Source organism: uncultured Psychrobacter sp. (genome assembly GCF_947488565.1).
Classification (GTDB): domain Bacteria; phylum Pseudomonadota; class Gammaproteobacteria; order Pseudomonadales; family Moraxellaceae; genus Psychrobacter; species Psychrobacter saeujeotis.
Genome location: NZ_CANKZC010000001.1, coordinates 44,819 through 69,463 on the forward strand (window position 1 = coordinate 44,819; position 24,645 = coordinate 69,463).

Here is a 24,645-nt window from a genome sequence, read left to right on the forward strand (position 1 = left end):
TTTTTTCATGTAAAGTATTACTCATTGTGTGTTACCTATACATTAATAATCTATAAGTACTTATTGCAAAGAATAAAAGTGTTAAAATAACTTTTGTATTATTCTATGATAAACTGTCCTTTCTCATGAGTATCCCCAATCATATTCTTGAACAATTAAACAGCCAAGCTGACTTGATCAGTATCATTGGTCGTCACACCACGCTTAAACGTGCTGGCAGTGAATATAAAGGGTGCTGTCCGTTTCATGGCGAAAAGTCGCCTTCGTTTTACGTCAATCCACAAAAAAACATTTATCACTGTTTTGGCTGCAATGTCGGCGGTAATGCCATTAGCTTTTTGCGCGATTATGAAAGCTTAACCTTTATCGAAGCGGTCAATGAGCTGTCAAAACAAACTGGCATTGAAGTGCCAAAAGATGAACAACGTAACGTCAGTTATCAACGCCGAGCACCTAAGCCTATTGCTCCACAATCATTGCCTAGTCCGACTGTGGACCGTTACAGCCCAACACAGACCGCACATACTCCTTCTGTCGTGTCTAACTTAAGTAATCAAGGCGCAAGTCAACTCGGGTATAACGACCAACCCGCTTACGATGACAATAATGGGTACGATGATTATCCACCATTAGACGCTTACGACTCAACGTCTTATCCAATAGACACTTATGGCGCAGAGTACCAAAACGATAGTGAAAATGGCTATCCACCGGCGTGGTTAACAGAGACAGAAATGGGACTGTCTGGCGACAGCAGTAGCCATGCTGAGCAAGACGGTAACTTATATGAGTTATTAGATCAGATTCAACAGTTTTATCAGCACAATCTAACCACGCATCCCCATGCCAAGCATTATTTTATGACTCGCGGTATTACCCAAGAGACTTTTGAGACTTTTGGGCTGGGCTATGCGCCATTTGGTTGGCAGCATCTTGAGCATCAGTTTCCGCAAGATATCGAAGGGCTTAAAGCCTTGGGTTTAGTACGGCAGTCAGAGTCTGGACGTGATTATGATTTGCTCCGTGATCGGGTTATCTTTCCGATTCGAGACAATCAAGGACGAACGATTGGGTTTGGTGGTCGCGCTTTAGACGATGATGTGAAGCCCAAATATATCAACTCGTCTGACTCGCCTGTCTTTCATAAACAACATGTACTATATGGCTATTACGAATCACGCCAGCAGCGTGCAGAGCACTGGCTAGTGGTCGAAGGCTATATGGATGTGATCGCCCTTTACCAAGCAGGTATTTATGGCGCAGTAGCCTCTATGGGTACCGCCATCAATGAAAGCCAAATCTCGCGTCTACTGACCCTAAACCCCACACTAACGCTCAGTTTCGATGGCGATAGCGCAGGACAAAAAGCGGCTTGGCGTACGCTTGAGGTTGCTCTACCAGTACTCGCTGATGATAAAGAACTACGGTTTTTGACCTTAGCCAACGGTCATGATCCTGATACTTTTATAAAAGCAAACGGCAGTGAGGCCATGCGCGAACAAATCGCCAATGCCAAACCCTTGTCACAATACATTTTTGCTTATTTGAGTGAGCGTTATGATTTGGCATTGGCAGAAGGCAAAGCCAAGCTAATGTCACAAGTGCGCAGCTTGACCACTGCATTACCGAAAGGCAGTAGTTTTCGGTATCTGCTAAATAACGATATATATCAAAAGCTGGGTGGTAAGCGCAGCCAAAATGTTGAAGCTAAAGACGCGCTGCTCGATTTTGATGGTGACATGACCATTAGCCAACAGCTGCAGCTGTGTTTCTTGTTTCAGCCCCGCGTACTGCAAGAAGACACCATTGAGTCAATCTGGCAAAAAGCAGGTATCAATCGTTTAGACTTCCCTGCCCATATCAAGCAAAAAGCACCTTTAGATGCTTTTCGTCCGCTAGCATGGGAGGACTTGCAGGATACCGCTTTGCTCGATGTTGTCAATACAATCAAACGCTGCTTGTTTTATTTACCAACGGATGCCAACGCTGCTGCGCATTTTATCATGTCAAACCTACAGCCTATCACTCAAGAAACATTAAGCCGTAGTTGGGGCGCTTTTTATAAGACCTTGACCACAAGAAATATTTTGAGTGTTGATGAGTTGATCGAAAACCTAGTCATGCAGCTGCTCAAGCTTCATATGCAAAAAAAGATGCAAGATCTTATCAAGAATCCGGATCATGTTAGACTTGCGATCGTACGCAAACAGACGCAACTTCTAAATGATTGGATGCGAGCACAGCAAGCAGAGCAATCTGCATCAATGATCAGCGTTTAGCCTTAATTTAAGACCATTTTAAGTGATTCAATAGCAGATAAGATATTTGCCCTTTAAAACATAGATTATTGTCCCCATCATCTATGATTATGGCAAGCACACATTGACTATAATATATGCAGCAACTGATTGGCTGTCTTGTGCTTGAGAGCGGTGGTCTGTGTTAAACTATGCCGTTGTCAATATTGGCTGTCGTTTTGAATCACACTATTTTTAAATACCATTGTTTTTAAAGATAGCCATATTGCTTTATTTTTGAGTAGTATTTTTAGCAAGTTTTTATTTAGCCGTTATATTGTAGTTTTTTGAGCCTTTATTCATATCAACTCATTTTCGTTATTATTGACATTTTCTACGCTTTTTATATGATCAATCTACTGATTAGATCAACGCACCCTACAAGCGATAGTCTGTTATTTTACGAAAATGCCCGACGCAAGCAAGTGAGTATTTATGAGCGACAAGTCAGTTTCCAATTCCACGTCTCAACTGGCCACCTTAATCCAAATGGGTAAAGAGCAAGGGTATCTTACCTATGCTGAGGTGAATGACCAGCTGCCTGACTCTATTACAGAAAGTGATCAGATCGAAGACATCGTCCAAATGCTCACTGACGTCGGCATCAAAATATTTGAGGCTGCGCCTGACGCTGATGATATTTTGATGAACGATGATTCAAGCGATGATGATATGGCAGCTGATGAAGCAGCGGCAGTATTGGCCTCTGTTGAAACTGAGCCTGGCCGTACTACCGATCCTGTTCGTATGTATATGCGCGAGATGGGTACAGTTGATCTGTTGACCCGTGAAGGCGAGATTGCTATCGCCAAGCGTATTGAAGAAGGTATTCGTGATGTACAGCATGCGATGGCTTACTGGCCAGGTACGGTACAATTCGTTCTTGATGAATATCAAAAAGTGCATGACGGCGAAAAGAAACTCTCTGACGTTATTACTGGTTTTTTAGATCCTGAGACAGACGAAGACATCGCTGCAGCTAAAGAAGAAAAAGAGCGAGAAAAAGAAAAAATCTTAGTCATGAAAACGAAAGCCAATGCAAAAGCTGAGGCGGAAAAAGATGACGACGATGATGAAGACAGCGATGATTTAGAGGTTGATGACAGCGACGAGGCTGAAGAAGAAACGGGCGGCATCGATCCAGAAGAAGTACGTCTGCGTCTAGAAGAGATTGAGCATTTATTTATCAAAGCCAAACAGGCACTGCTTGATTACGGCCGCGGTAGCGTACAAGCTGACGAAGCCTATGAGCAGCTTGCCAGCCGCTTTATGATGTTGAAGCTTAATAACCGTATGTCAGATCAAGTCATGGCTATCATGCATGATGTGTATGATGACGTGCGCAAGCATGAGCGTCAGATCATGCGTTTGGTAATCCGCCGTGGTCGTATGCCGCGCTCTGAATTTCGTAAGACTTTCCCAAGTAACGAAACCAACGTAGATTGGCTCACTGAGCGCCTAAAAGGCAAGCCTGCTTTTGCTGAAAACTTAGAAAAAGTCATCGATGATGTCATTTTGCTACAACGTAAAATCCGTGATTACGAGCAAAAGCTCGACATGGAAATTAACGATATGAAAGATGTGGCACGCGGTATGGCGATTGGTGAAGCCAAAGCCCGCCGTGCCAAAAAAGAGATGGTCGAGGCCAACCTGCGTCTGGTCATCTCTATTGCCAAAAAATACACCAATCGTGGCCTGCAGTTCTTGGATCTGATTCAAGAAGGTAATATTGGTCTGATGAAAGCGGTGGATAAGTTTGAATACCGCCGCGGTTATAAGTTCTCAACCTATGCCACATGGTGGATTCGTCAGGCCATTACCCGCTCTATCGCTGACCAAGCACGTACCATTCGTATCCCTGTACACATGATTGAGACCATTAATAAAATAAACCGCGTTTCACGTCAGCTACTACAAGAAATGGGCCGCGAGCCGACGCCTGAAGAATTGGGCGAACGCTTAGAGATGGACGAGATTAAAGTCCGTAAAGTGCTAAAAATCGCCAAAGAGCCGATCTCTATGGAAACTCCTATTGGTGACGATGAAGACTCACACCTAGGTGACTTTATTGAAGATGGTACTATTTCAAGTCCTGTCGATGACGCCACGGCAGCTGGCCTACAAGAAGCCACGCGTGATGTACTTGGCAACTTGACCGAACGTGAAGCACGCGTCCTAAAAATGCGTTTTGGTATCGATATGCCAACGGATCATACCCTAGAAGAAGTCGGTAAGCAGTTTGATGTGACTCGTGAGCGTATTCGTCAGATTGAGGCAAAAGCTTTGCGTAAACTGCGTCATCCTTCACGCTCTGAACATTTGCGTTCTTTCTTAGAAAACGACTGATTCACTCAGGCATTGTTAAAGGCATAAAAACGTTCTTAGAATTAAACCAAAAAGCTGAGCATGTCTCAGCTTTTTTGTGTCTGTTGGAGACGTATGCTTAATACAAAATAATAGCCAAGCTACTATATTTATCCCCATTCTTATTTTTATATTGATAATGATTCTTATTTGTAATATTATTCGCATCTAATATTTCTAATATCTTTCCTGTTATTTATCCTACTTTGCATATATTTTGCACTTATTGAGGTTTTATGCGTTTATCCCATTTAGCTCGAGCACTAGCCATTGTTACTACTGTACTGGGGTTAGCCGCTTGCGGCGATGACCAAAAAGCGACAACCCCTATTATCGATGGGACACCGCCATTACTGACGACCGACAGCAATTTTTCTGATGGTTATAGTGCCGTTGCCGCCGTATTCGTCTCAGGACAAGTGCAAGATAACAGCGGGATCAAGTCATTTACTTATCAACTCAATGACGAACCAGTCCATACGCTAAAGATCGATGCTGAAGGCTATTTTAATGAGTCTATTTTTTTAGCGTTGGGCCACAATAAAATAACCCTAGAAGCGACAGATAACGCTGGTAACATTATGCGCTCTACCAAAACCATCTATCTAGGCGATAATATCGCGGCAGGTGGCTCACATACTGCTGCTCTTCGTGACGGACAGTTGTATAGTTGGGGGCGAAACAATTATGGTCAAACCGGTCTTGGACTGACCACGAAAATAACAGATGTCATGGGACACCCAGATACACCGATGCTCATAAACAATGCACCACAAAACCTAGTATCTGTTAGTTTTAATCAAAACCATTCGCTCTCTATCGACCAAAACGGACAAGTTTACAGCTGGGGCGAAGATAAATATGGGCAATTGGGACGCGGCGAAACAGGTCGTAATAGCTGTAGTCAAGTTGAAGACTGTCGCCTTGATATCAGTGCTATTCAAGGTATCGAGGATGCACTCATGGTGGCAGCTGGTTACAAGCACAATCTAGTACTGACCAAAGATGGTAGTGTATGGGCATTCGGGGCTAACGATGTAGGACAGCTTGGTAATGACTCTGCTGCTAGTACAAATGGCAGTAGCATACCGGTCAAAGTAGACTTCTCAGCAGCAACTGACATTGGACATATCGTGCAAGTAGTTGCCAGTGCCAACAGCTCCTACGCTTTAGATGATAAAGGACAAGTTTGGGGTTGGGGTAGCGACGCTTATGCCAATTTTGGAAAAGGTGAAGCCTGTACCAGTGCCAATGGCTGCGTCAATATCAATGCAACCCCTGTCCTTATAAATATTATTGAAAATACTCAGAATGATAGTGCCCAAGCTGATGCGAGTACTGCTAAAGAGGTAGAAAAAGTCACTCAACTTGCCGCTGGCCGTGACCATGTATTGGCTTTGACCAATAAAGAGTCGGTTTATGGTTGGGGACTCAATGCCACAAGCCAAATAGGCTACAACGGTGAGCTATTTAGCGATACCGAAAAAGCTTGGGACGATATTGTTGCAACACCTACCAAACTACCATGGTTCGAGGGTAAAGATATTCGCCGTATTTATGCTAATGGCAATGCCAGCTACGCTTTACTAGATGATGGCAAGGTATACCCTTGGGGCATGTTTGGCGAAACAAATGGTGCAGGTAAAACCATCTATAATGACCTAGATGAGCCAACTGACAAACTGCCCAATCTAAACAACATCGACAATATGGCAATGGGCGCTATGCATCTTATTGCTCATGAAAAGTCGCTCAACCAAGATAACAGTCCAACTCTTCAGTATGGTTCTTTATTTACGTGGGGCTGGAGCTTTGAGGGCTCATTGGGTAACAAAGACACCACGCATGTCTGGATGTATAACACCCCTATCCCTGTGAACTTGCCAAGTCAGCTATAAACAACGACGGCTTATGTCCTTCAAACTTGCTGATTAACACTTATAAAGACCTACAAAAACATAATCGTTAAGTAAAAAAGGGGCTGCATACTTTATGTCGCCCTTTTTAATTAGCGATCAAGCTTACTCTTTTTTATTCACTACTTGATTGTACTGATTTATGACTATTTTAGGTAATCCCATGTCTTGTCGCCTCCATCGACCAACCATTTTACCCATATCAGCACTACCCACTATGCGTAATGCCCTGCTCTGCTTAGCGACGACCTTGATACTGAGCGCTTGCGGTGGCTCAGACGATAATGAGGATAATACAGTTAGCAGCCCCAGCTTGCCTAGCAATCCTCCCTCATCAAATACACCTGATGAGACAGAAGCCGATACCGATTGGCTACCAGCAGGCGGCAGCGCCACTATCACAGCTGATATCTCGCAGCCGTTTTTGCAGATCATGCCCAACCTTCCAAGCAGTGCCTTAGGCGGTGTTTCGCCAGGGCGTGAGTTATTTATCACCGAATGGACGCCCGCCAATCAAGGCCGCGTGTTATTTGATGGTGTTGGGCCACTGTTTAATGCCAATGCCTGTACTCAGTGCCATAGCGCAGAGGGACGCAAACCTATCTATGCTAACGACGGTGAGCTAAGCGACGCCATTTTATTTAGACTAGGCGATAAACAAGGACTGGCTCATGCTTATTATGGTGAGCAAATGCAGCATCAAAGTATCGACGCCAGTATCGCTACCGAAGGTAAAATGCGCTATATCGCTACTGTTGAAGACGATAAAAATTCTAAAAGTATCAGATTCAACTTTACCCCAACGGACCCCAACCAACCTTTAGGAGATACCGCTATTAGCGGACGTATCTCGCCGCAACTGGTCGGTATGGGCTTACTTAATCTTATCCCTGACGCCAGTATTATCGCTGCCGCCGATGCTAACGATGACAATAAAGATGGAATCAGTGGCCGTGTGCACTGGGTTAACGAAGGTGTTCATGAGCGAATTGGCCGCTTTGGTTGGAAAGCGATTAATTCAAGTCTACATACCCAAAACGCCAACGCCATGTCGCAAGATATGGGCTTAACCACTTCGATATTTATGGACCCTAACTGTACCGCTAATCAGCCAATTTGTTGGACAGCCGCCAATGGCGGTACGCCAGAGGTCTCAGACAGCAGTTTGGATGCTGTGACTGACTTTATGACCGCGCTTGCAGTTCCTGAGCGGCGGGTGAGCAATTTATCAACTTTTAATCAAGGTGCTAATCTTTTTACTCAAGTTGGCTGTGCTGGCTGTCATACGCCCAAACAAAAGACTGGCGATAGTGATCGTTTTCCATTGTTATCACAACAAACCATTTATCCTTATACCGATTTATTACTTCATGATATGGGCGCAGGACTTGATGATGGCGTAAAAGAAAAGAATGCTGAAAGTTTTGAATGGCGTACACCGCCGTTATGGGGTATTGGAATCGTCGCACAAGACTCGGACGCGCGTTTTTTGCACGATGGTCGCGCCAGCAGTCTGACTGAGGCGATACTGTGGCACGGCGGTGAAGCAGAAGGTGCAAAAACACGTTTTGAGCAGTTGTCTGTTGAGCAAAAAAATATATTACTGTCATTTCTAAACGGCATTTGAAATTTCGAGCACCTAGTTTTTTAGCATCTAACTTTTGAGTACCCAGCTTTTAAGTACTTGGCTTTTAAGTACTTGGCTATGGTAGATAGCCATTTTTAGGGGCGATATCAGGTGGCAGGTCGGTTTCTCCCAGTGCCTCTAACAAATTGATTTCGATAGTGCGTGACAAAGCCGTCAAAGGTAACTGATTGGCTGCAAAACCAAACGGCTCTTCTAACTCTTCACTAAGCGCGTCTAAACCAAAGAAGGTATAAGCAATCACAGCACAGGTAAAAGGAGTCAACCAGCCCAGTGAAGAAACCAAGCCAAAAGGCAACATAAAGCAGTATAGATAAGTCGTACGATGTACCAAAAGCATATAGGCAAATGGTAAGGGCGTATTATGAATGCGCTCACAGGCGGCTAAGACGATAGTCATGGAGGTAAGGCGCTCGTCCATGTTTTGTATCATCTGCTCCGATGTTAAGCGCTGACGCCGACTATCACCAAGTCGCTGACCCAGCAATCGCATCAAATAATCCGGCAGGTTTTGCGTCTGACGCATGCCGGCATGATGGGCAGGCGCCACAAAACGCTCAACATCCTGCCAAGGCGCAGTACCACGAAGTCGATGGCGTACAGCATGGGTAAAAGCAATCGTCAGATAAATCATATATCGCTGAGTGTCCCGCCCGCGCTCATCTTCTTCATCTATAAACGAGAGTACTTGACGGCTAAAGCTACGAGCTTCATAAACCAGCTGTCCCCATAATCCTCGTGCTTCCCACCAACGCTGGTAACTTGCATTATTACGAAAGCCAAGGAACAACGATAAAGCGATCCCAAACACCGTAAAAGGCGCCATAGTGTAGGAGGGAAAAGAGCGTGAAAACTCATGCTGAATAACGGTTATGAGCGTACTTAGCAAAGTAACCAATAAAATCTGCGGATAGATCTTTGGAATGATTGAACCGCGAAGGGTAAAAAATATCTTGAGAGCATTGGGTGTTTGCCGGACAATCATGTCAGCTTCCTAGCGAGGTTGTCTGTAAATACTGTTATAAATAAAACTATGCTGCATCATAATATAGCTAATGCTTGATGAAAAGATTTTAAATTGCTAATACCGACTATCCTTTTATAATGTCTTGTCACAGGCAACACAGTACTTGAATAATATTCAAATGCCACTATAAATAGTGAATACAGCGACCGCACATAAAAAATGTACTCATTTAAAAATGACATCAACCAAAGAGCTGAGCGCGTCTCAGGTTTTTTATGTGATGAAAACACGGTACAAGCCAATATTTCCATAAAAAATAAGGATTCCATCATGAGTGATGACCCAAAAGACACCAGCAATCAAAACCATAGCGAGCAAGACCATGCGTCTAAAAAAGACGTCAAAGTCACTGAGTTAGTCGCTAATGACGGTATCTTAAAAGGCAAAAAAACAGACGTACAAAACCCCGAGCTTTGGGAATTCCCGATGGACTACCCTATGAGCATTATCGGTCATGAAGGCGAACATGAGACTTTGCTTAACGAAGTCAAGCTGATCCTTGGCAGTCAGTTCCCTGAGTTTGACTTGGCCTCCATAGATGTCAAACCCTCAAAGACAGGGCGCTTTCATTCAGTGCGTGTCAACTTATACCTGACGACAGTTGAGCAAGTCAACCACTTATATGCCGCACTTGATAACGCTAAAACGGTGCGCATGGTCGTATAAAATATATCCGCAAACGTAGATCAATATTTAAAACCAAATTTAGCATTTTAATATCGTAATCGTCACTCATATGGGTGGCGATTTTTTTGGGTCTACTGTACAATCAGCACCGCGATGATTGACTCGATTCTATCTATAAATAATCAAGAAATTGTCGACTAATAAAAATAAAGTCATCACCACTTTTTTACAAAAAATTTTATTATTTGAGACAATCGCGTCTAACCCTTATCCCATCGTCCTTTGCCAAATTTTGGACATGCTACTACCTTGTAGCAACATAGTTTTCTTCTAAAATCAATATAGCATTTTCAAAATTTTCCCGCTATATTGTGCCTACTTACTAATACAAACGCTATATCTAGTGCTCGGTGATTTTATTCATCACTATGTGCTACGGCAAACTGTTGTCCAAAAACCTTCAGTGGTCGTAACACCTTGTTATAGCAGAATAAAAAACTTTGCGAGATTTAATCGACGTAAAGTACATATCAGCAATCAATAATAGAGGGTAACATGACACATATCGATAAGATTCAAGTGACCAAACGCGACGGACGTTTAGAACCTATTGATTTAGATAAAATTCATAAGGTTATCGCATGGGCAGCTCATGATTTGGATAATGTGTCAGTCTCACAAGTTGAGCTTAAGTCGCACATTCAGTTTTATGAAGGTATCAAGACTCGTGACATTCATGAGACCATCATCAAGTCAGCGGCCGACCTTATCTCTGAAGACACCCCTGACTATCAATATTTGGCCGCACGTTTGGCCATCTTTCATCTGCGTAAGATTGCTTATAACAAATTTACACCGCCGCACCTATTCGATCACGTTAAAACTCTTACAGATTCTGGCAAATACGATGAGCATATCCTAGCCGATTATAGCCGTAGCGAGTTTGATGAGTTAGAAGAATACCTTGATCACTGGCGCGATATGAACCTTGCCTACGCAGCCGTTGAACAAATGGCAGGCAAATACCTCGTGCAAGATCGTGTCACCAAGACGGTTTATGAGAGTCCGCAGTTTTTATATATGCTGGTCGGTATGTGTCTGTTTGCCAACTACGACAAAGCTGAGCGTTTGAGTTATGTGAAGCGTTTCTATGATGCAACCTCACAGTTCAAGATCTCTCTACCGACGCCTATCATGTCGGGTGTGCGTACCCCATCGCGTCAGTTTAGCTCGTGCGTCTTGATCGAATGTGGTGATAGCCTAGATTCTATCAATGCCACCACCAGTGCCATCGTGCGTTATGTCTCACAGCGTGCTGGTATCGGCATCAATGCTGGTCGCATCCGTGCCCTTGGTAGTCCTATCCGTGGCGGTGAGGCGCAGCATACTGGCTGTATTCCTTTTTATAAACTGTTTCAAACAGCAGTTAAATGCTGCTCACAAGGTGGCGTGCGCGGCGGTGCGGCGACATTATTCTATCCACTCTGGCATTTAGAAGTTGAGTCATTACTGGTATTGAAAAACAACCGCGGCGTCGAAGACAACCGCGTTCGTCATATGGACTATGGCGTTCAGATTAATAAAACACTTTATACCCGTCTGATCAAAGGACAAGACATCTCGCTATTCTCTCCAGGTGATACTCCTGGCCTGTACGATGCTTTCTTTGAAGATCAAGACAAATTTGAAGCGCTATATACCAAATACGAGCAGGATGAATCTATTCGTAAGCGTCAAGTGCCAGCGGCTGACTTATTTAGTCTTATGATGCAAGAGCGCGCCAGCACTGGACGTATTTATATTCAAAATATCGACCACTGCAACACCCATAGCCCATTTGATGCGAGCATTGCTCCGATTCGCCAATCAAACCTATGTATGGAAATCGCGCTACCGACCAAGCCACTTGATAATATCAACGACGAAGACGGTGAAATCGCGCTTTGTACGCTATCAGCGGTCAACTTGGGTAAAGTCGAGAATGTGAGCGACATCGAAGAGCCAGCAGAACTCATCGTCCGCGCGCTCGATGCCTTGCTCGATTATCAAGACTATCCTGTCAAAGCCGCTGAAAACGGCAGTATGCGCCGCCGTACGCTGGGCGTTGGTGTCATCAACTATGCCTATTACTTAGCGAAGAATGGCGTACGCTATTCAGACGGTAGTGCGCTTGGTCTGACCCATCAAACTTTTGAAGCATTGCAGTATTATCTCTTGAAAGCCTCAAACAAGTTGGCAAAAGAGCAAGGCGCGTGCCCGGCCTTTAACGAGACGACTTACTCACAAGGTATCTTACCAATTGACACGTACAAAAAAGATTTGGATAACATCTGCCAAGAGCCGCTACATCTCGATTGGGAAACGCTACGCACTGAGATTACCACTCACGGTCTGCGCAACTCTACCCTAACAGCGCTCATGCCATCTGAAACCTCAAGTCAGATTGCCAACGCGACCAATGGTATCGAACCACCACGCGGTCTGGTCTCTATCAAAGCGTCAAAAGACGGTATCTTAAAGCAAGTTGTCCCTGATATTGGTACGCTGAGACATCAGTACGAGCTACTGTGGCAAATGCCAAACAATGACGGCTACCTCAAGCTGGTCGCTATTATGCAAAAGTTCGTCGATCAAAGTATCTCAGCCAATACCAACTACGATCCCGTTCGTTATGAAGGTGGTCGCGTACCGATGAAGATATTGCTAAAAGACTTGCTAAACGCTTATAAAATGGGTGTGAAGACGTTGTATTACCATAATACTCGTGATGGTGCGAACGACGCTCAAGCGGATATGGAAGATGATTGTGCTGGTGGTGCATGTAAGATTTGAGAACCGTTAAAAAATTGCATGTCAATTTTAGGTTCGCAAGAGAATTTCTTTGAATAGAATTTCTGATGGATGGCGGGTTTGACTCTTAAGTTGAATCCGTTATTTCCAACTATCTTTTATAGAAGAATTAAAAATGATTTTTAAATATGGAAGTAGTGACTTTAAAATATTAAGAGACAATCTTAAAAAATACTTTGAAGAATATATAAAAGGCCATGATTCTTACGATAGAGAGGAAAAGATAATTGGCGTTATTATGGATATTCTATCAGATATTAATATTGAAAAATTAACACGTTTAGATGAAAAAGAATTAACATTTCATGGATGGGATAGCGTTGATAAAGCTCTTAGTGAAAACTTCTTATCGTATGATAATAAAGCTTTATGGGAAGTTTATAATGAAGAGACTGATGGTCGTCCTGAAGAGACAGTATTAGAAGCAATATATATAGCTCTATACGCTGATATTTATGAATCAAGTTTTATAATTACAGATATAGAATTATTAAAACAGTTAAGATTTTTCATAGATCGATTAAACTCTAAAAATGACTGCTTATCAAGAGATTTTTTTCAACGAATAACATACTTATGGTTCATAGTACCGAAAGAATTATTCAACAAACATTTGAATAAGCATCTTAATACTCTTCAAGATTTAAAAAATAGTCAAGATTTCATAAAGGAGAAACTTGTTGAAAGCGATAAATTAAAAACTGAGATCGCTATAATACAGGAATCACTAGACGAACAAAAATCTGAATATAACTTTGTTGGTTTATCAAAAGGATTCACAAACCTTAAACAACAAAAAGCTAGGGAGCTGGAAACGCAAAACTGGGCTTATTATTCATTGATGGTAACTATAATAATAGCATTAACTGCAAAATTTTTCTGGTCTATTAGTTATTTAAGAAGTGATAATTTTGATAACCTCGCATTTATTGTAACTACTGTTTCCACCGTCTTAATTATTCTAATAATACTTTATTTCTTTAGAATATCTCTAATGAATATAAAATCTATTAAATCGCAAATTCTTCAAATAGACTTACGCTTAACCTTATGTCAGTTTATTCATAGTTACGACACAGGTACTGAAAGTCTTAGAAAAGAACATATGAAAGGAAGTCTTGACAAATTTGAGAGTATAATTTTTGCTCCTATTGTTGCTACGGAAGAAAATATACCGACAACTTTTGATGGACTAGAACAGTTAACAGCTATGATTGGTCTTTTTAATAGGAAGTCAGATTAGTTGTAGGGTACGCCTAGCGCACCGATAGTATCAAAATATTTAAATTTAATACAATAGCAAATAAGACCTAATTTTCATGCTAAAATTAGCCCTATATTTAGAGCTTGATTTTAACGGAGAATACGTCATGCAACCAATATTTGCGACACAAACAGCCAGTATCTCAGAGCTAAAAAATAACCCTTCGGCACTGATTAAACAGTCAGACGGTGAGTCTATTGCTATTTTAAACCACAACAAACCCGTGGCGTACTTAGTTTCATCAGACGTTTTTGAGCGCATGATGGAAGCAATGGACGATATGGCATTGAGCCAAACTGTGAATGCACGAATTAATGATGGGCAAATACCTATAAAGGTAACATTGGATGACTTATGATCTTGAGTTTCACCCCTTAGCGTTAAAAGAGTGGAAAAAGATAGCGCCAAGTATTCAGCAACAGTTTAAAAAAAAATTACAGCAGCGATTATCAAACCCTCATGTGCCTGCATCAAAACTCTCTGGACACACAGATACTTATAAAATTAAATTACGCACCATAGGTTACCGTCTAGTATATACAGTCAAAGATGATGTGGTGGTGGTTTATGTATTGGCAGTCGGCAAAAGAGAAAACAATAAGGTATATGACAGCCTAGCAACGCGTCAGCCATAATTAAAACATACAGACAGAACTAGAACGACGGAGGTCATGTGCACTATACCGCAATCATCAAAGACGGTGGTTTGTTTATCCCAAACGTATTTTCCGACCTAAACGATGGTAGCTCGCATATCGTACAAGTCGAGGTTGATATTGCAGCGGTGCGTCAGCAGTTAAGTGCAGATGAAGCGCCAAAGACAGCCGTCGCCAAAAAAAGCGTGGCAAAAGCAGCCAAAAAACCAACATCAAGACCCGCTAAAAAAGATACAAAAACAGCGGAAGATACGGATGTCAGTACCCTACGCAAAAGCGCACTTGATGAATTGGAAGCGCTCGATGATAGTGAGCTTAGTGAGATTTTTAAAGCTTATATGAATGATGGACAAGAGTCATCACAGATATCACTAGAGAATTTATGATGTATAGTTAGTGCAATATAACAAAGATACAGCGAGACTGGGATAAATTTTTTGCAGCCTCTGTCGGCGCAGGCACAGCAAGCCAGAAAAATTTATACCAGTTTCGCGTCATTAAATAACGTAACCATTTTGTTTAGTATCGACTGTATTTTTGCTCATACTTTTAAATCTATATTTTTAAAAATAGACTTTCAAACTTTTGATTAACAACCGTAAAACTTATAAAGGCAGTCCCATGACTTACTCGATTTTTTCTCAAACGCCAAACAATGCCCTTAAAGAGCCGATGTTTTTTGGTCAGCCGGTCAATATTGCCCGCTACGACCAACAAAAACACCCTATCTTTGAGCAATTGATCGAAAAGCAACTGTCGTTTTTTTGGCGCCCAGAAGAAGTCGATGTCTCACGCGATCGCATCGACTTTGGTAACTTGTCCTCGCATGAGCAGCATATTTTTATTAGCAATCTCAAGTATCAGACCCTACTCGACTCTATTCAGGGCCGTAGCCCAAACGTGGTGCTATTACCGCTGGTATCGATTCCTGAGCTTGAGACGTGGATTGAGACATGGTCGTTTAGCGAGACCATTCACTCGCGCAGCTATACTCATATCATTCGTAATATCGTCAATGACCCGGGTATTGTGTTCGATGATATCATGCAAAATGAGCACATTTTAGAGCGTGCGTCCGACATTGCCAAATACTATGATGATTTGTATCGTAACTCGCAGTTATACAGTCTATACGGGCCAGGTACGCATAATATCAATGGCGCGCAAATCACGGTCGATTTAAAATCGCTCAAAAAACAGATGTACCTGTGCATCATGGCGGTCAATGTCTTAGAAGCCATTCGCTTTTATGTGTCGTTTGCCTGCTCGTTTGCTTTTGCTGAGCGCAAATTGATGGAAGGCAATGCCAAAATTATTAAGCTTATCGCTCGTGATGAGGCGCTACATTTAACTGGCACGCAGCATATACTTAACTTAATGCGCAACGGTAAAGACGATCCTGAGATGGTCGAGATTGCAAGCGAGTGCTATGAAGAAAGTGTAGAGATATTCCGCAAGGCGGCCGAGCAAGAAAAAGAATGGGCCAGCTATCTGTTTAAAGATGGCTCGATGATCGGTCTAAATAAAGACATTCTTTGCCAATATATTGAATACATTACGAACTTGCGTATGGAAGCGGTTGGCTTACCATCAGCGTTCCCCAACTCAAAATCAAACCCGATTCCATGGATCAACACATGGTTGTCGTCTGATAACGTACAAGTTGCCCCGCAAGAGACGGAGATCAGCTCATACTTGGTCGGGCAGATTGATTCGGATCTATCAGAAAGCGACTTTGATGATTTTGAGCTTTAAGAGAGTTTTGAGTCTTAAAACTAGAATATGCTTTGCGTAGATGGATACAACGATAATAGAGCACTACTGGGATAGATTATGACTTGGGTAATGACCAGTAAAAAACAGTTTTATTTGCATGATGATGAAAGCCTGCTCGATGGGCTGCTGCGTACAGGGCACGAGGTCAATTATCAGTGCCGTGAAGGTTATTGTGGTAGCTGCCGAGTCAAGCGCATAGCCAGCTCACATGTGGTTGACTATCCGTTTGCACCGCTTGCTATGATCGAAGAAGATGAAATCCTGCCTTGCTGTTGCCGTGTGCAAGGGGTGATTTATATCAATCATGAGCCTATCGTGAAATGACCACGCATTTATGAAAATAAAAATACCCAATAAAAAGCGCGCTACCTTAGATAAAATAGCGCGCTTTTATATTAATAGCTATGTCTGTCTTGCTTATTGCGGCGCGGTATCTTGTTCAAACAGTTTTAGCAGCTCTTCACGCATACGGTTGCGCTCTTCTTCTGACATCATCGGCGCATCTGGATCATCATAGTAATGCTCTTCACCTTGAGCCCCTGTACCGCCTTGACCGTTTAATCTGTCGTCATGCAAGATTCTGGGTGTCTGAACTTCTACGACTTCTTGCACAGGGCGCTCTTCGAGCATAATCTTAACTTGTTTGTTTTGACCGTTGCGCAGTACTTGAGCGTTTAGCTCAGTCGTTGGTGCCTTACGCGCCACATACTGAATCAAAGTATTGGCATCTGTCATCTCGATACCATCAATGGTTAAAATAACATCACCGACTCTTAGGCCACTTTTGGCAGCGGGACCTTGAGCGACAACATTTAAGACTTCTACTCCTGTCGATGTTTCAAGGCGCGTTGGATCACGCAATTGTGATTGAATTTCGATACCTAACCAGCCGCGACTGACTTTACCGTCTTTAATAAGCGCATTCATGACTTGCTCAACGATGGCAGTTGGAATAGCAAAGCCAATCCCCATCGAACCGCCAGAGCGCGAAAAAATCACTGTATTAATACCGACCAGCTCACCGCGAGCATCGACAAGTGCCCCGCCCGAGTTACCAGGATTGATAGCAGCATCAGTCTGAATAAAGTCTTCAAACTTATTGACCCCAAGACCCGTACGACCAGTTGCCGAAATAATTCCTTGGGTGACCGTTTGACCGACACCAAACGGATTACCAATGGCTAATGCCAAGTCACCAACGCGGCTAGGCTCTTCACGAAAGCCAAGCGGCGTCAGCCCTGTCATATCGACCTTGATCACAGCCAAATCACTATCGGGATCCGTGCCGATGACCTTGGCTCGATTTTTACGCCCGTCGTTGAAAGCCACCGTAATCTCATCTGCTTTTTCGATCACATGAGCATTGGTAACGATATAACCATCCTCCGACACGATGACACCAGAGCCAAGGTTGGTTGGCCCTTGCCCTTGCCCTTGACCTTGTGGCCCACCATGGAACTCAAAAAAGCGACGTAACACAGGATCATCCATGTAAGGATGTTCGGCCATGGTCTGAGTGGTATAGATATTGACCACCGACTGCGAGGCACGAGCGACCGCATTATGATACGAGTCAATAGGTTCAGGTTTATCAGATGCAGGTGCTATAGCTTCTTGCTCAGCCGCGGTCGTTCTTGGTGGCTCCCACGCTGTCTTCGATGGTGTCTTCATACTCATAAACAACCAGACAAACGCTGCAATTATTACCAGCAATAAAACCCAAGGTAACCACTTCCACAGCGTTGCCTTGTTGTTGGTGTTTGGAGATGACGACATATATAAACCTCTATAAATTTAATCAAACAGACGTTATTGAATACAATGGGATGACGACTATTTTTTGCTTGCTATTAAGTACCACACAACCCGTCAAAACCTATTCATCGAGTAGGCTCACGTATGTAAATTATAACTGTCCATACATCAAAATAGTAACGTATCGTGTACCATTTCAGTTATGGGGTTTATCTACTCATTTGCAACATCATGCTAAAATGATTACTACAAATTTATGAACGATGATTGTTAAATTGGCTCAAACAAAATCAGCTAAAACAATAATCTCAACTTAAATCATAAGGACACCCAATGTCAGCAAAAGACCCATCACACGACTTATCAAATGTAGCGATTACTGCCCAAGCGTTAACGCAGTTTTGCGATGACTATTTATCTGCAAATGCTTTTAAAGACTATGCGCCAAACGGATTGCAAGTAGATGGCGGGCAGCCTATCAGACGTATTGTGACCGGCGTTACTGCTTGTGAGGCCTTGATCGATGCTGCTATCGAGGCGAAAGCTGATGCGATTATGGTGCACCATGGTTACTTTTGGAAAGGTGAACCTGAGCCTATCACTGGTATGAAGGGTCAGCGTATTCGCAAATTGATGCAGCATGGTATCTCGATGATTGGCTATCACCTACCGCTTGATGCGCACCCTATCATCGGTAACAACGCCAAGCTCGCTGAGATGCTAGGACTGACGATCACTGAAGCACTCTACCCTCATGAAACCCATCCTGTGGGCAATATCGCTATTTGTGCGCCGCAAAGTGCTGAAACTCTAATTCAAACGATTACTCAGGCACTAGGCCGCGTGCCTCTACATATTTCAAGCGATTGTCGTTTCACAAACGAAGATGAGACAAATAACGCAAAACTGATCGAGCGTATCGGCTTATGTACAGGCGGTGCGCAAGATATGATTGAGCAGGCCGCTATAATGGAGTGCGATGCCTATCTGTCTGGCGAGATATCTGAACGTACTACACATAGCGCACGAGAGCTTGGGATTGATTACTTTGCTTGTGGCCACCATGCGACAGAACGGGGTGGTATTCAGGCGCTTGGGGAAATAGTTGCAAAGCACTTTGGACTACCAGTGACATTTATCGATATCGATAACCCTGCTTAACGCTACGCCGTAGAACTTTCTTAAAAGTAAGGCCCATTTAAAAAATATTGACGTAGTACCGCCCGACTGACGATAAAATAGAATTTATTCGTTTATATGAATATAATAGCTGTTTTTGACCGTCTATTACTTAATTGTTAAGTTTTATCACTCTTTAATTAACTTTACTTGAATAATGCCTTCTAAGCCCTATAAAGTCAACTAGCGAGAGAATGTTTTGTCATGAAACTTCCCATTTACTATGGCCTCCGGTTATAACGCCTAGCTATTAAATAATAATGCGTACATTTACTATAAATTACGTTTGATACTTTTTAGCGAGACGTTGCAACGATTGTATAATTCGATCTTATGAGGTGCGATGTCATTTACATTATAAGTAACTGATGTCTCAAAGCTCGTATGATTCGTTATCAAGACTGCTGGACAATGTAATATTGCAAGTAAAATCAAACGGTTAGATATTATCGTATTGTTTGATTTTACCGCATGCTTATTATTTTTGTCTCAATAACTTATTCATGACCTTACCTATAGTTAATATAATAATTTAAGTGTATTTTCAGCCATTATTGATAAAGGTGACATAACTGTCATTATTCTTTGTCTTTATCTGTGTAGCTTTATTTAAGCGATGTTATTTTTGACATGCTTAGAACGGTAGCATACGGCTTATTATGCGGTTTTATAAAATTATTATATTAATCAAGGTGTTGTAGCGCTCATAACACTAAGATCTGTATTAGCAATTTAGACTAATGAGCTGTATAACACCTAAGCTGCCTTCAAAATGTTTATTTATTACTTATGTACACATTGAGACGATGGCAGCTCCCTGGTAAGCAGGATGGCTAATATTAGGAGACATCCATGCAGCGTATTACTTATCGTGTAAAAGTATCTGCGCAAGGTGCCAAACGTCGTATTTCTTATTTACTGCGTCCATCCAAGCGCTCACTTAACACCAAAAGTAACCTCGTTTCATCCGTTACCCCTACCAAATTGAACCGTTTTGCTAAAACAAAAAAAATGGCACAAGTATCTAGTATTGCCCTTCTCTCCTTACCTGCTGAGAGCCTGATTACGATGGATTCAACAGTACCAGCCTATGCTAAGGTGATGCTTGAGGAGACTCTTACTATCGCAGCTGTCCCAGGAGACAGCACTTATTTTGCGACCGATGGCTTTCAGCACGGCTTTGGCTTTGATTTAATACGTAGTTATGCTGACGAGCTAGGCGTTGAGATTGATTTGAAGGCTTATGCTAGCGAAGAGGCAGCATTGAGAGCAATAAAATCAGGTGACGCTGATATGGCATTGACGACTGCGAGTACGCAGCTAAAGAGTCAGCTGAATTTGTCGTCAGTTAATGTTAGTTGCGGCTATGATGCCAGCCTAACAAAGAATGGCTTACATCCTAAAGTCAGCTGGACATTTAACCAAGCCGATGATCCGTTATCACAAAAAGCCAGTTACTTCTTATGTGATAGTATCAAGCTTGAAAACACACAAAAGCTTGCCGCGTTTTATAATCAAAACTTACTAAAAGATGCTTACAGTCAAGATCATTTTAAAAAGACATTGACTGAAAAGTTGCCTGATTATCAATCATCCTTTGAAGAACAAGCTCGTAATTATAACCATGATTGGGAGCTGCTAGTGGCGATGGGCTATCAAGAGTCGCATTTAGACGCCAATGCCGTATCGCCGACAGGCGTACGTGGTTTGATGATGCTCACTAATAACACTGCAAAAGCAATGGGGGTCTCAGATCGTGTTGACCCTTATCAAAGTATCGGCGGCGGCGCTCGTTATTTAGAACAGATGAAGGCTGACTTCGCTGATGTGCCAAAGACTGATCGAATCTGGTTTGCACTTGCCGCTTATAACATGGGCCCTAATGCAGTCAAACGTATACAGCGCAAATTGAATGCTGCCGGTATCGATGATAAAAGCTGGGCGAACGTCTATACATATTTATCAGAAAATAGAGCTTCTAATAGCCGTTATGGGCAGGCGATGCATTATGTCAGTAATATCAGAAGCTATCTTGAAACGATTAAAACTCGTATGGTCTAGACATATGAGTTTGTAGAATAAAGGAAATACAAAAAAGCTGCTCTTATTTAAGAGCAGCTTTTTTGTGCGATACGATTAATTCAGCAATACCTATTTGAACATCATTCGATAATAGAGTACTGATTAACGATTAGGTACGGTCAGACGTTGACCACGTTGTAGCATAGTGTTTGCCGCGATATTGTTCATATCAGCAAGCTCTTGAGTTGAGACCCCGTATTTACGAGCCAGTCCGATAAGACTGTCACCAGAGCCAACCGTGTAGCGCACTGTTGCCTTAGGGACTTTGATGATTTGGCCGCGCTGTAGCTGGGCATTGGTCGCTATATTATTCGTCGCTGCCAAATCTTCTACTGCAATACCAAAACGACGTGACAAAGCGATTAAACCATCGCCTGACTGTACTCTATAACGTTCAGTGTTACCAAGTACTTTGCCATTACCACTTCTACTGCTGGTTGCCGTACTTTGGCTGCTAGCATTTGTATTATTGCTAGTGGCACGAGCACTGCCCTTTGCTGGAATAGTAATAGTACGACCACGTAATAAGTTTGACGTCGTACTTAAGCCATTTGCTGCCGCCAAGTCACTGATACCGATATTATAGCGACTGGCTACTCCTGTCAAACTATCGCCAGACTGTACTTTATAACTTATAGGTTGATTGTTTAATTGGCGATTTACTTCTGCTTTTGATACAGGCACTCTGATGGTTTGTCCGCGTTGCAAGCGTGCGTTGGCATTAAAATTACTATTCACTGCTGCAACTTCTTTTGCACTGACCCCAATACTATTTGCAATACCGATTAACGTCTCTCCTGATTTTACTGTATAACGGCTGCTAGAGACTGAGCTGTTAGCACTACTGGTATTTGTACTACTAGAATTGCTATTGGTAGAAAGATCGACGCTATCAGGTATTTTGAGCGTTTGACCCACGTATAAAGAGTCCGTTGCTCGAATACCATTCAGACTGGCTAGAGTATTGGCCGACATGTCAAACTGGCGTGCTAATGCAATGAGGCCATCACCAGGTTTTACTCTGTAGTTTTGAGTCGCGTTGCTAGATTTGCGAGCTTTAGTAGATGGTGCAGCAGGCGTTGTCGCTGGGGCCTTGACTTTACCTGGTATTAGCCACAGTTTCTGACCTCTTAGCAAATCAGAACGGCTGCTCAAGTTGTTATAACTTGCCAGCTGTGTCACTGATAGGCCAAAGCGATTTGCCGTACCGATAAGCGTGTCGCCCGACTGTACAACGTAACTGTCTGGCTGATCTTTAGTTTGTGTATTTGCACTACTCAATGGCTCAATAGTCTTGGCATCGTACAAATATAAAGTACTACCAGACAACAATTTTGCCTCAGCATCTATCTGATTCCACTCAGTAATATCGCGCCAGCTGACGCCTGCACGACTGGCGATATTTGATAAGGTATCACCGCGTTTTACCGTATAAGTTGTACGTTTGCCCTGAGGTTTTGGCTTACTGACTGGCGTTTTTGCAAAGCTCAGCTTTTTGTCTTCACCACTGGCCTCCAAAATAGACTGCTGTGTCTGTACCGCGGATAGATTGATATTGCCATCAGCATTAATGACCTCGGTTTCTGGTGTTTTGACTCGTATCTGATTGGCGATAAAGTCGCGCTCTTCTTTACTAAGCGGAGGCTCTTGGACAATGGTATTGTTTTGTGTAATCTGTGCAGAGGTCGTCGGTAAGCTATTACTGCGTTGCAGTTCAGCATTAATCTTACTGGTCTCTTTACTTGTGATAGGTGGCTCAGTGCTAACAGTCGAGTTACTATTATATCCAGAGCCGCTAGACGATGCCGGAGAGATATAACTGGTCGTTTGCTGCGGCACGCTTGCACTGGCAGCGTAATCTGCCAAGCCGCCACCAGTAGAAGGCAATGACGAGCTGGTATATGGTCGACTATTATAGCTTGGCGTAGCAGTACTGCTTGAGCTACTGGTGTTACTTGAGGCAATAACGTTACTCGTACCATTGCCTCTTAACGATATCAGCTTGGCATCAAGATTGGTATTAATATCATTAGGGATAATGATACGCTGCGGGCCTGAGGCATCAACACGTCCTGATGTTAAAGCTGTATTCAGCCTTTCTAATTCATCGTAACTAACGCCAGTTACTTGCGACACTTCAGCCAAACTGACACCATAGTTGACTGGTACACTACGAAAATGCTGTCGATTGGCAATAGCTGGCAGGTAAACACCGTACTGCTCAGGCTTAGCGACGATTTCTGCTACCGCCAAAAAGCGTGGTACATAATTCATTGTTTCAGTAGGCAGTCTAAGCGACCAGTAGTCAGTGGGCAATCCACGAGCCGCATTGGCATCGATGGCTTTTTGTACACGACCAGGACCTGCGTTATAAGCTGCTAGTGCCAGCTCCCAGCTACCAAACTGATTGTATAACGCTGTCAAAAAGTCATAGGCTGCACGTGTTGATTCGATCACATCACGGCGACCATCATAGGTGCTGCTTTGATTCAAACCATAAATTCGTCCCGTACTGGGAATAAACTGCCACAAACCTGCTGCCGCTGCACTACTGGTGCCGCTTGGATCATAAGAGCTCTCAATTACTGGTAATAAGGCAAGCTCAGTTGGAATATTGCGACGCTCAGCTTCACGTACGGTATGGTAAATATAGCGACTGGCACGCGCAGTCAACCGGTTTAAGTAATCTTGTCTGCTAGTAAACCAGCTTTTTTGCCCTTCAATACGTTGATTGTAGATAGGCTGACCGCCATTCATACGATAACCAGCTCTTAGACGATTCCACAAATCACCATATTGCTGAATAGCCAGTTTATTGTCTTCAACCATGGTCATATCAGTCGCTTCTAATAAGTCTGCCAACTCATCTAAGCTTTCTGCATCCAAAAATGCAGTTGAGTAGTCATCACTCGTACTTGGGCGAGCAGCTCCAGACTGTTTGACTGGACGCTTATTCACAACAGACGAGCTATTGGTAGCACTGGTATTTTTTACCGTTGATGTGTTGCTACAGGCGCTGATAAGTAGGGTTGACACTGCAAGGGTCAATGGTAAAGCTATGAATGATTGGGGTTTTGATGACACAGTAGACATGATGATAGAAGGTTCCTAGCGACAAGAAGTAATGAAGATAATCGACAGTATAATATACAATGTAAGAGACAGACCATCATTCTATAGAAGATGATCTGCAAAATTTAAATTAAA

The 24,645-nt window shown here is 42.9% G+C and carries 17 protein-coding genes; 14 read left to right on the forward strand and 3 right to left on the reverse strand.

Going from position 1 to position 24,645, the window contains the following annotated elements; translation table 11 throughout:
• Window positions 1-125 precede the first annotated feature (125 nt).
• The 4 genes from Q0890_RS00165 (at window position 126) to Q0890_RS00180 (ending at window position 8,204) form a co-directional block, all read left to right on the forward strand.
• Window positions 126-2,279 carry a CHC2 zinc finger domain-containing protein gene (locus Q0890_RS00165; RefSeq protein WP_299215933.1) on the forward strand — a complete coding sequence of 718 codons (2,154 nt, stop codon included), beginning with the start codon at window positions 126-128 and terminating at the stop codon, window positions 2,277-2,279.
• Window positions 2,280-2,732: 453 nt separating this feature from the next.
• Window positions 2,733-4,643 (forward strand): RNA polymerase sigma factor RpoD, encoded by a 1,911-nt coding sequence (gene rpoD / locus Q0890_RS00170; RefSeq protein WP_299215936.1) that lies wholly within the window; start codon window positions 2,733-2,735, stop codon window positions 4,641-4,643.
• Between the two features lie 254 nt (window positions 4,644-4,897).
• Window positions 4,898-6,559: a chromosome condensation regulator RCC1 gene (locus Q0890_RS00175; protein WP_299215939.1), complete on the forward strand. Its 1,662-nt coding sequence runs from the start codon at window positions 4,898-4,900 to the stop codon at window positions 6,557-6,559.
• Between the two features lie 181 nt (window positions 6,560-6,740).
• Complete coding sequence (locus tag Q0890_RS00180; protein ID WP_299215942.1) at window positions 6,741-8,204, forward strand: di-heme oxidoredictase family protein; 1,464 nt, start codon at window positions 6,741-6,743, stop codon at window positions 8,202-8,204.
• Between the two features lie 76 nt (window positions 8,205-8,280).
• Here Q0890_RS00180 and Q0890_RS00185 read toward each other — a convergent pair whose 3' ends face one another.
• The gene (locus Q0890_RS00185; protein ID WP_299215945.1) at window positions 8,281-9,207 is read right to left on the reverse strand and encodes a bestrophin family protein; all 927 of its coding nucleotides are present in this window, start codon (window positions 9,205-9,207) and stop codon (window positions 8,281-8,283) included.
• 312 nt (window positions 9,208-9,519) lie between these two features.
• Between Q0890_RS00185 and Q0890_RS00190 the strand changes: the two genes are divergently transcribed.
• From Q0890_RS00190 to yfaE, 8 genes are all read left to right on the forward strand, one after another.
• A complete protein-coding gene (locus tag Q0890_RS00190; RefSeq protein ID WP_299215947.1) occupies window positions 9,520-9,915 on the forward strand; it encodes a DUF493 domain-containing protein in 396 nt (131 codons plus the stop codon).
• 516 nt (window positions 9,916-10,431) lie between these two features.
• Entirely contained in the window at window positions 10,432-12,708 is a 2,277-nt protein-coding gene (gene nrdA, locus Q0890_RS00195) for a class 1a ribonucleoside-diphosphate reductase subunit alpha (RefSeq protein ID WP_299215953.1), read from the forward strand.
• A 133-nt stretch (window positions 12,709-12,841) separates the two neighbouring features.
• Window positions 12,842-13,969 (forward strand): hypothetical protein, encoded by a 1,128-nt coding sequence (locus tag Q0890_RS00200; protein ID WP_299215955.1) that lies wholly within the window; start codon window positions 12,842-12,844, stop codon window positions 13,967-13,969.
• 76 nt (window positions 13,970-14,045) lie between these two features.
• Complete coding sequence (locus Q0890_RS00205) at window positions 14,046-14,348, forward strand: type II toxin-antitoxin system Phd/YefM family antitoxin (protein ID WP_299215957.1); 303 nt, start codon at window positions 14,046-14,048, stop codon at window positions 14,346-14,348.
• Window positions 14,338-14,625 (forward strand): type II toxin-antitoxin system RelE/ParE family toxin, encoded by a 288-nt coding sequence (locus Q0890_RS00210; protein ID WP_299215960.1) that lies wholly within the window; start codon window positions 14,338-14,340, stop codon window positions 14,623-14,625. Before Q0890_RS00205 ends, Q0890_RS00210 begins: the two co-directional genes overlap by 11 nt.
• Before the next feature lie 38 nt (window positions 14,626-14,663).
• Window positions 14,664-15,032, forward strand: a complete 369-nt coding sequence (locus tag Q0890_RS00215) for a hypothetical protein (protein WP_299215962.1) — start codon at window positions 14,664-14,666, stop codon at window positions 15,030-15,032.
• Between the two features lie 235 nt (window positions 15,033-15,267).
• The gene (gene nrdB / locus Q0890_RS00220; RefSeq protein WP_299215965.1) at window positions 15,268-16,401 is read left to right on the forward strand and encodes a class Ia ribonucleoside-diphosphate reductase subunit beta; all 1,134 of its coding nucleotides are present in this window, start codon (window positions 15,268-15,270) and stop codon (window positions 16,399-16,401) included.
• Window positions 16,402-16,479: 78 nt separating this feature from the next.
• Entirely contained in the window at window positions 16,480-16,746 is a 267-nt protein-coding gene (yfaE, locus tag Q0890_RS00225; RefSeq protein WP_299187604.1) for a class I ribonucleotide reductase maintenance protein YfaE, read from the forward strand.
• A 93-nt stretch (window positions 16,747-16,839) separates the two neighbouring features.
• Here the strand turns inward: yfaE and Q0890_RS00230 are convergent, their stop codons facing one another.
• A complete protein-coding gene (locus Q0890_RS00230) occupies window positions 16,840-18,198 on the reverse strand; it encodes a trypsin-like peptidase domain-containing protein (RefSeq protein ID WP_299215967.1) in 1,359 nt (452 codons plus the stop codon).
• Between the two features lie 312 nt (window positions 18,199-18,510).
• On the opposite strand from Q0890_RS00230, the gene Q0890_RS00235 reads away from it, so the two are divergent.
• A complete protein-coding gene (locus tag Q0890_RS00235) occupies window positions 18,511-19,338 on the forward strand; it encodes a Nif3-like dinuclear metal center hexameric protein (protein WP_299215970.1) in 828 nt (275 codons plus the stop codon).
• Between the two features lie 870 nt (window positions 19,339-20,208).
• A complete protein-coding gene (locus Q0890_RS00240) occupies window positions 20,209-21,417 on the forward strand; it encodes a transglycosylase SLT domain-containing protein (RefSeq protein ID WP_299215973.1) in 1,209 nt (402 codons plus the stop codon).
• Between the two features lie 123 nt (window positions 21,418-21,540).
• Here the strand turns inward: Q0890_RS00240 and Q0890_RS00245 are convergent, their stop codons facing one another.
• Window positions 21,541-24,531: a LysM peptidoglycan-binding domain-containing protein gene (locus Q0890_RS00245; protein WP_299215975.1), complete on the reverse strand. Its 2,991-nt coding sequence runs from the start codon at window positions 24,529-24,531 to the stop codon at window positions 21,541-21,543.
• Between the last annotated feature and the right edge of the window lie 114 nt (window positions 24,532-24,645).

Bases quoted from the DNA above. Each gene is read 5' to 3' on its own strand.
- Q0890_RS00165 (WP_299215933.1), top strand. From the start codon at position 126: ATGAGTATCCCCAATCATATTCTTGAACAATTAAACAGCCAAGCTGAC.
- rpoD (WP_299215936.1), top strand. From the start codon at position 2,733: ATGAGCGACAAGTCAGTTTCCAATTCCACGTCTCAACTGGCCACCTTA.
- Q0890_RS00175 (WP_299215939.1), top strand. From the start codon at position 4,898: ATGCGTTTATCCCATTTAGCTCGAGCACTAGCCATTGTTACTACTGTA.
- Q0890_RS00180 (WP_299215942.1), top strand. From the start codon at position 6,741: ATGTCTTGTCGCCTCCATCGACCAACCATTTTACCCATATCAGCACTA.
- Q0890_RS00185 (WP_299215945.1), bottom strand. From the start codon at position 9,207: ATGATTGTCCGGCAAACACCCAATGCTCTCAAGATATTTTTTACCCTT.
- Q0890_RS00190 (WP_299215947.1), top strand. From the start codon at position 9,520: ATGAGTGATGACCCAAAAGACACCAGCAATCAAAACCATAGCGAGCAA.
- nrdA (WP_299215953.1), top strand. From the start codon at position 10,432: ATGACACATATCGATAAGATTCAAGTGACCAAACGCGACGGACGTTTA.
- Q0890_RS00200 (WP_299215955.1), top strand. From the start codon at position 12,842: ATGATTTTTAAATATGGAAGTAGTGACTTTAAAATATTAAGAGACAAT.
- Q0890_RS00205 (WP_299215957.1), top strand. From the start codon at position 14,046: ATGCTAAAATTAGCCCTATATTTAGAGCTTGATTTTAACGGAGAATAC.
- Q0890_RS00210 (WP_299215960.1), top strand. From the start codon at position 14,338: ATGACTTATGATCTTGAGTTTCACCCCTTAGCGTTAAAAGAGTGGAAA.
- nrdB (WP_299215965.1), top strand. From the start codon at position 15,268: ATGACTTACTCGATTTTTTCTCAAACGCCAAACAATGCCCTTAAAGAG.
- yfaE (WP_299187604.1), top strand. From the start codon at position 16,480: ATGACTTGGGTAATGACCAGTAAAAAACAGTTTTATTTGCATGATGAT.
- Q0890_RS00230 (WP_299215967.1), bottom strand. From the start codon at position 18,198: ATGTCGTCATCTCCAAACACCAACAACAAGGCAACGCTGTGGAAGTGG.
- Q0890_RS00235 (WP_299215970.1), top strand. From the start codon at position 18,511: ATGTCAGCAAAAGACCCATCACACGACTTATCAAATGTAGCGATTACT.
- Q0890_RS00240 (WP_299215973.1), top strand. From the start codon at position 20,209: ATGCAGCGTATTACTTATCGTGTAAAAGTATCTGCGCAAGGTGCCAAA.
- Q0890_RS00245 (WP_299215975.1), bottom strand. From the start codon at position 24,531: ATGTCTACTGTGTCATCAAAACCCCAATCATTCATAGCTTTACCATTG.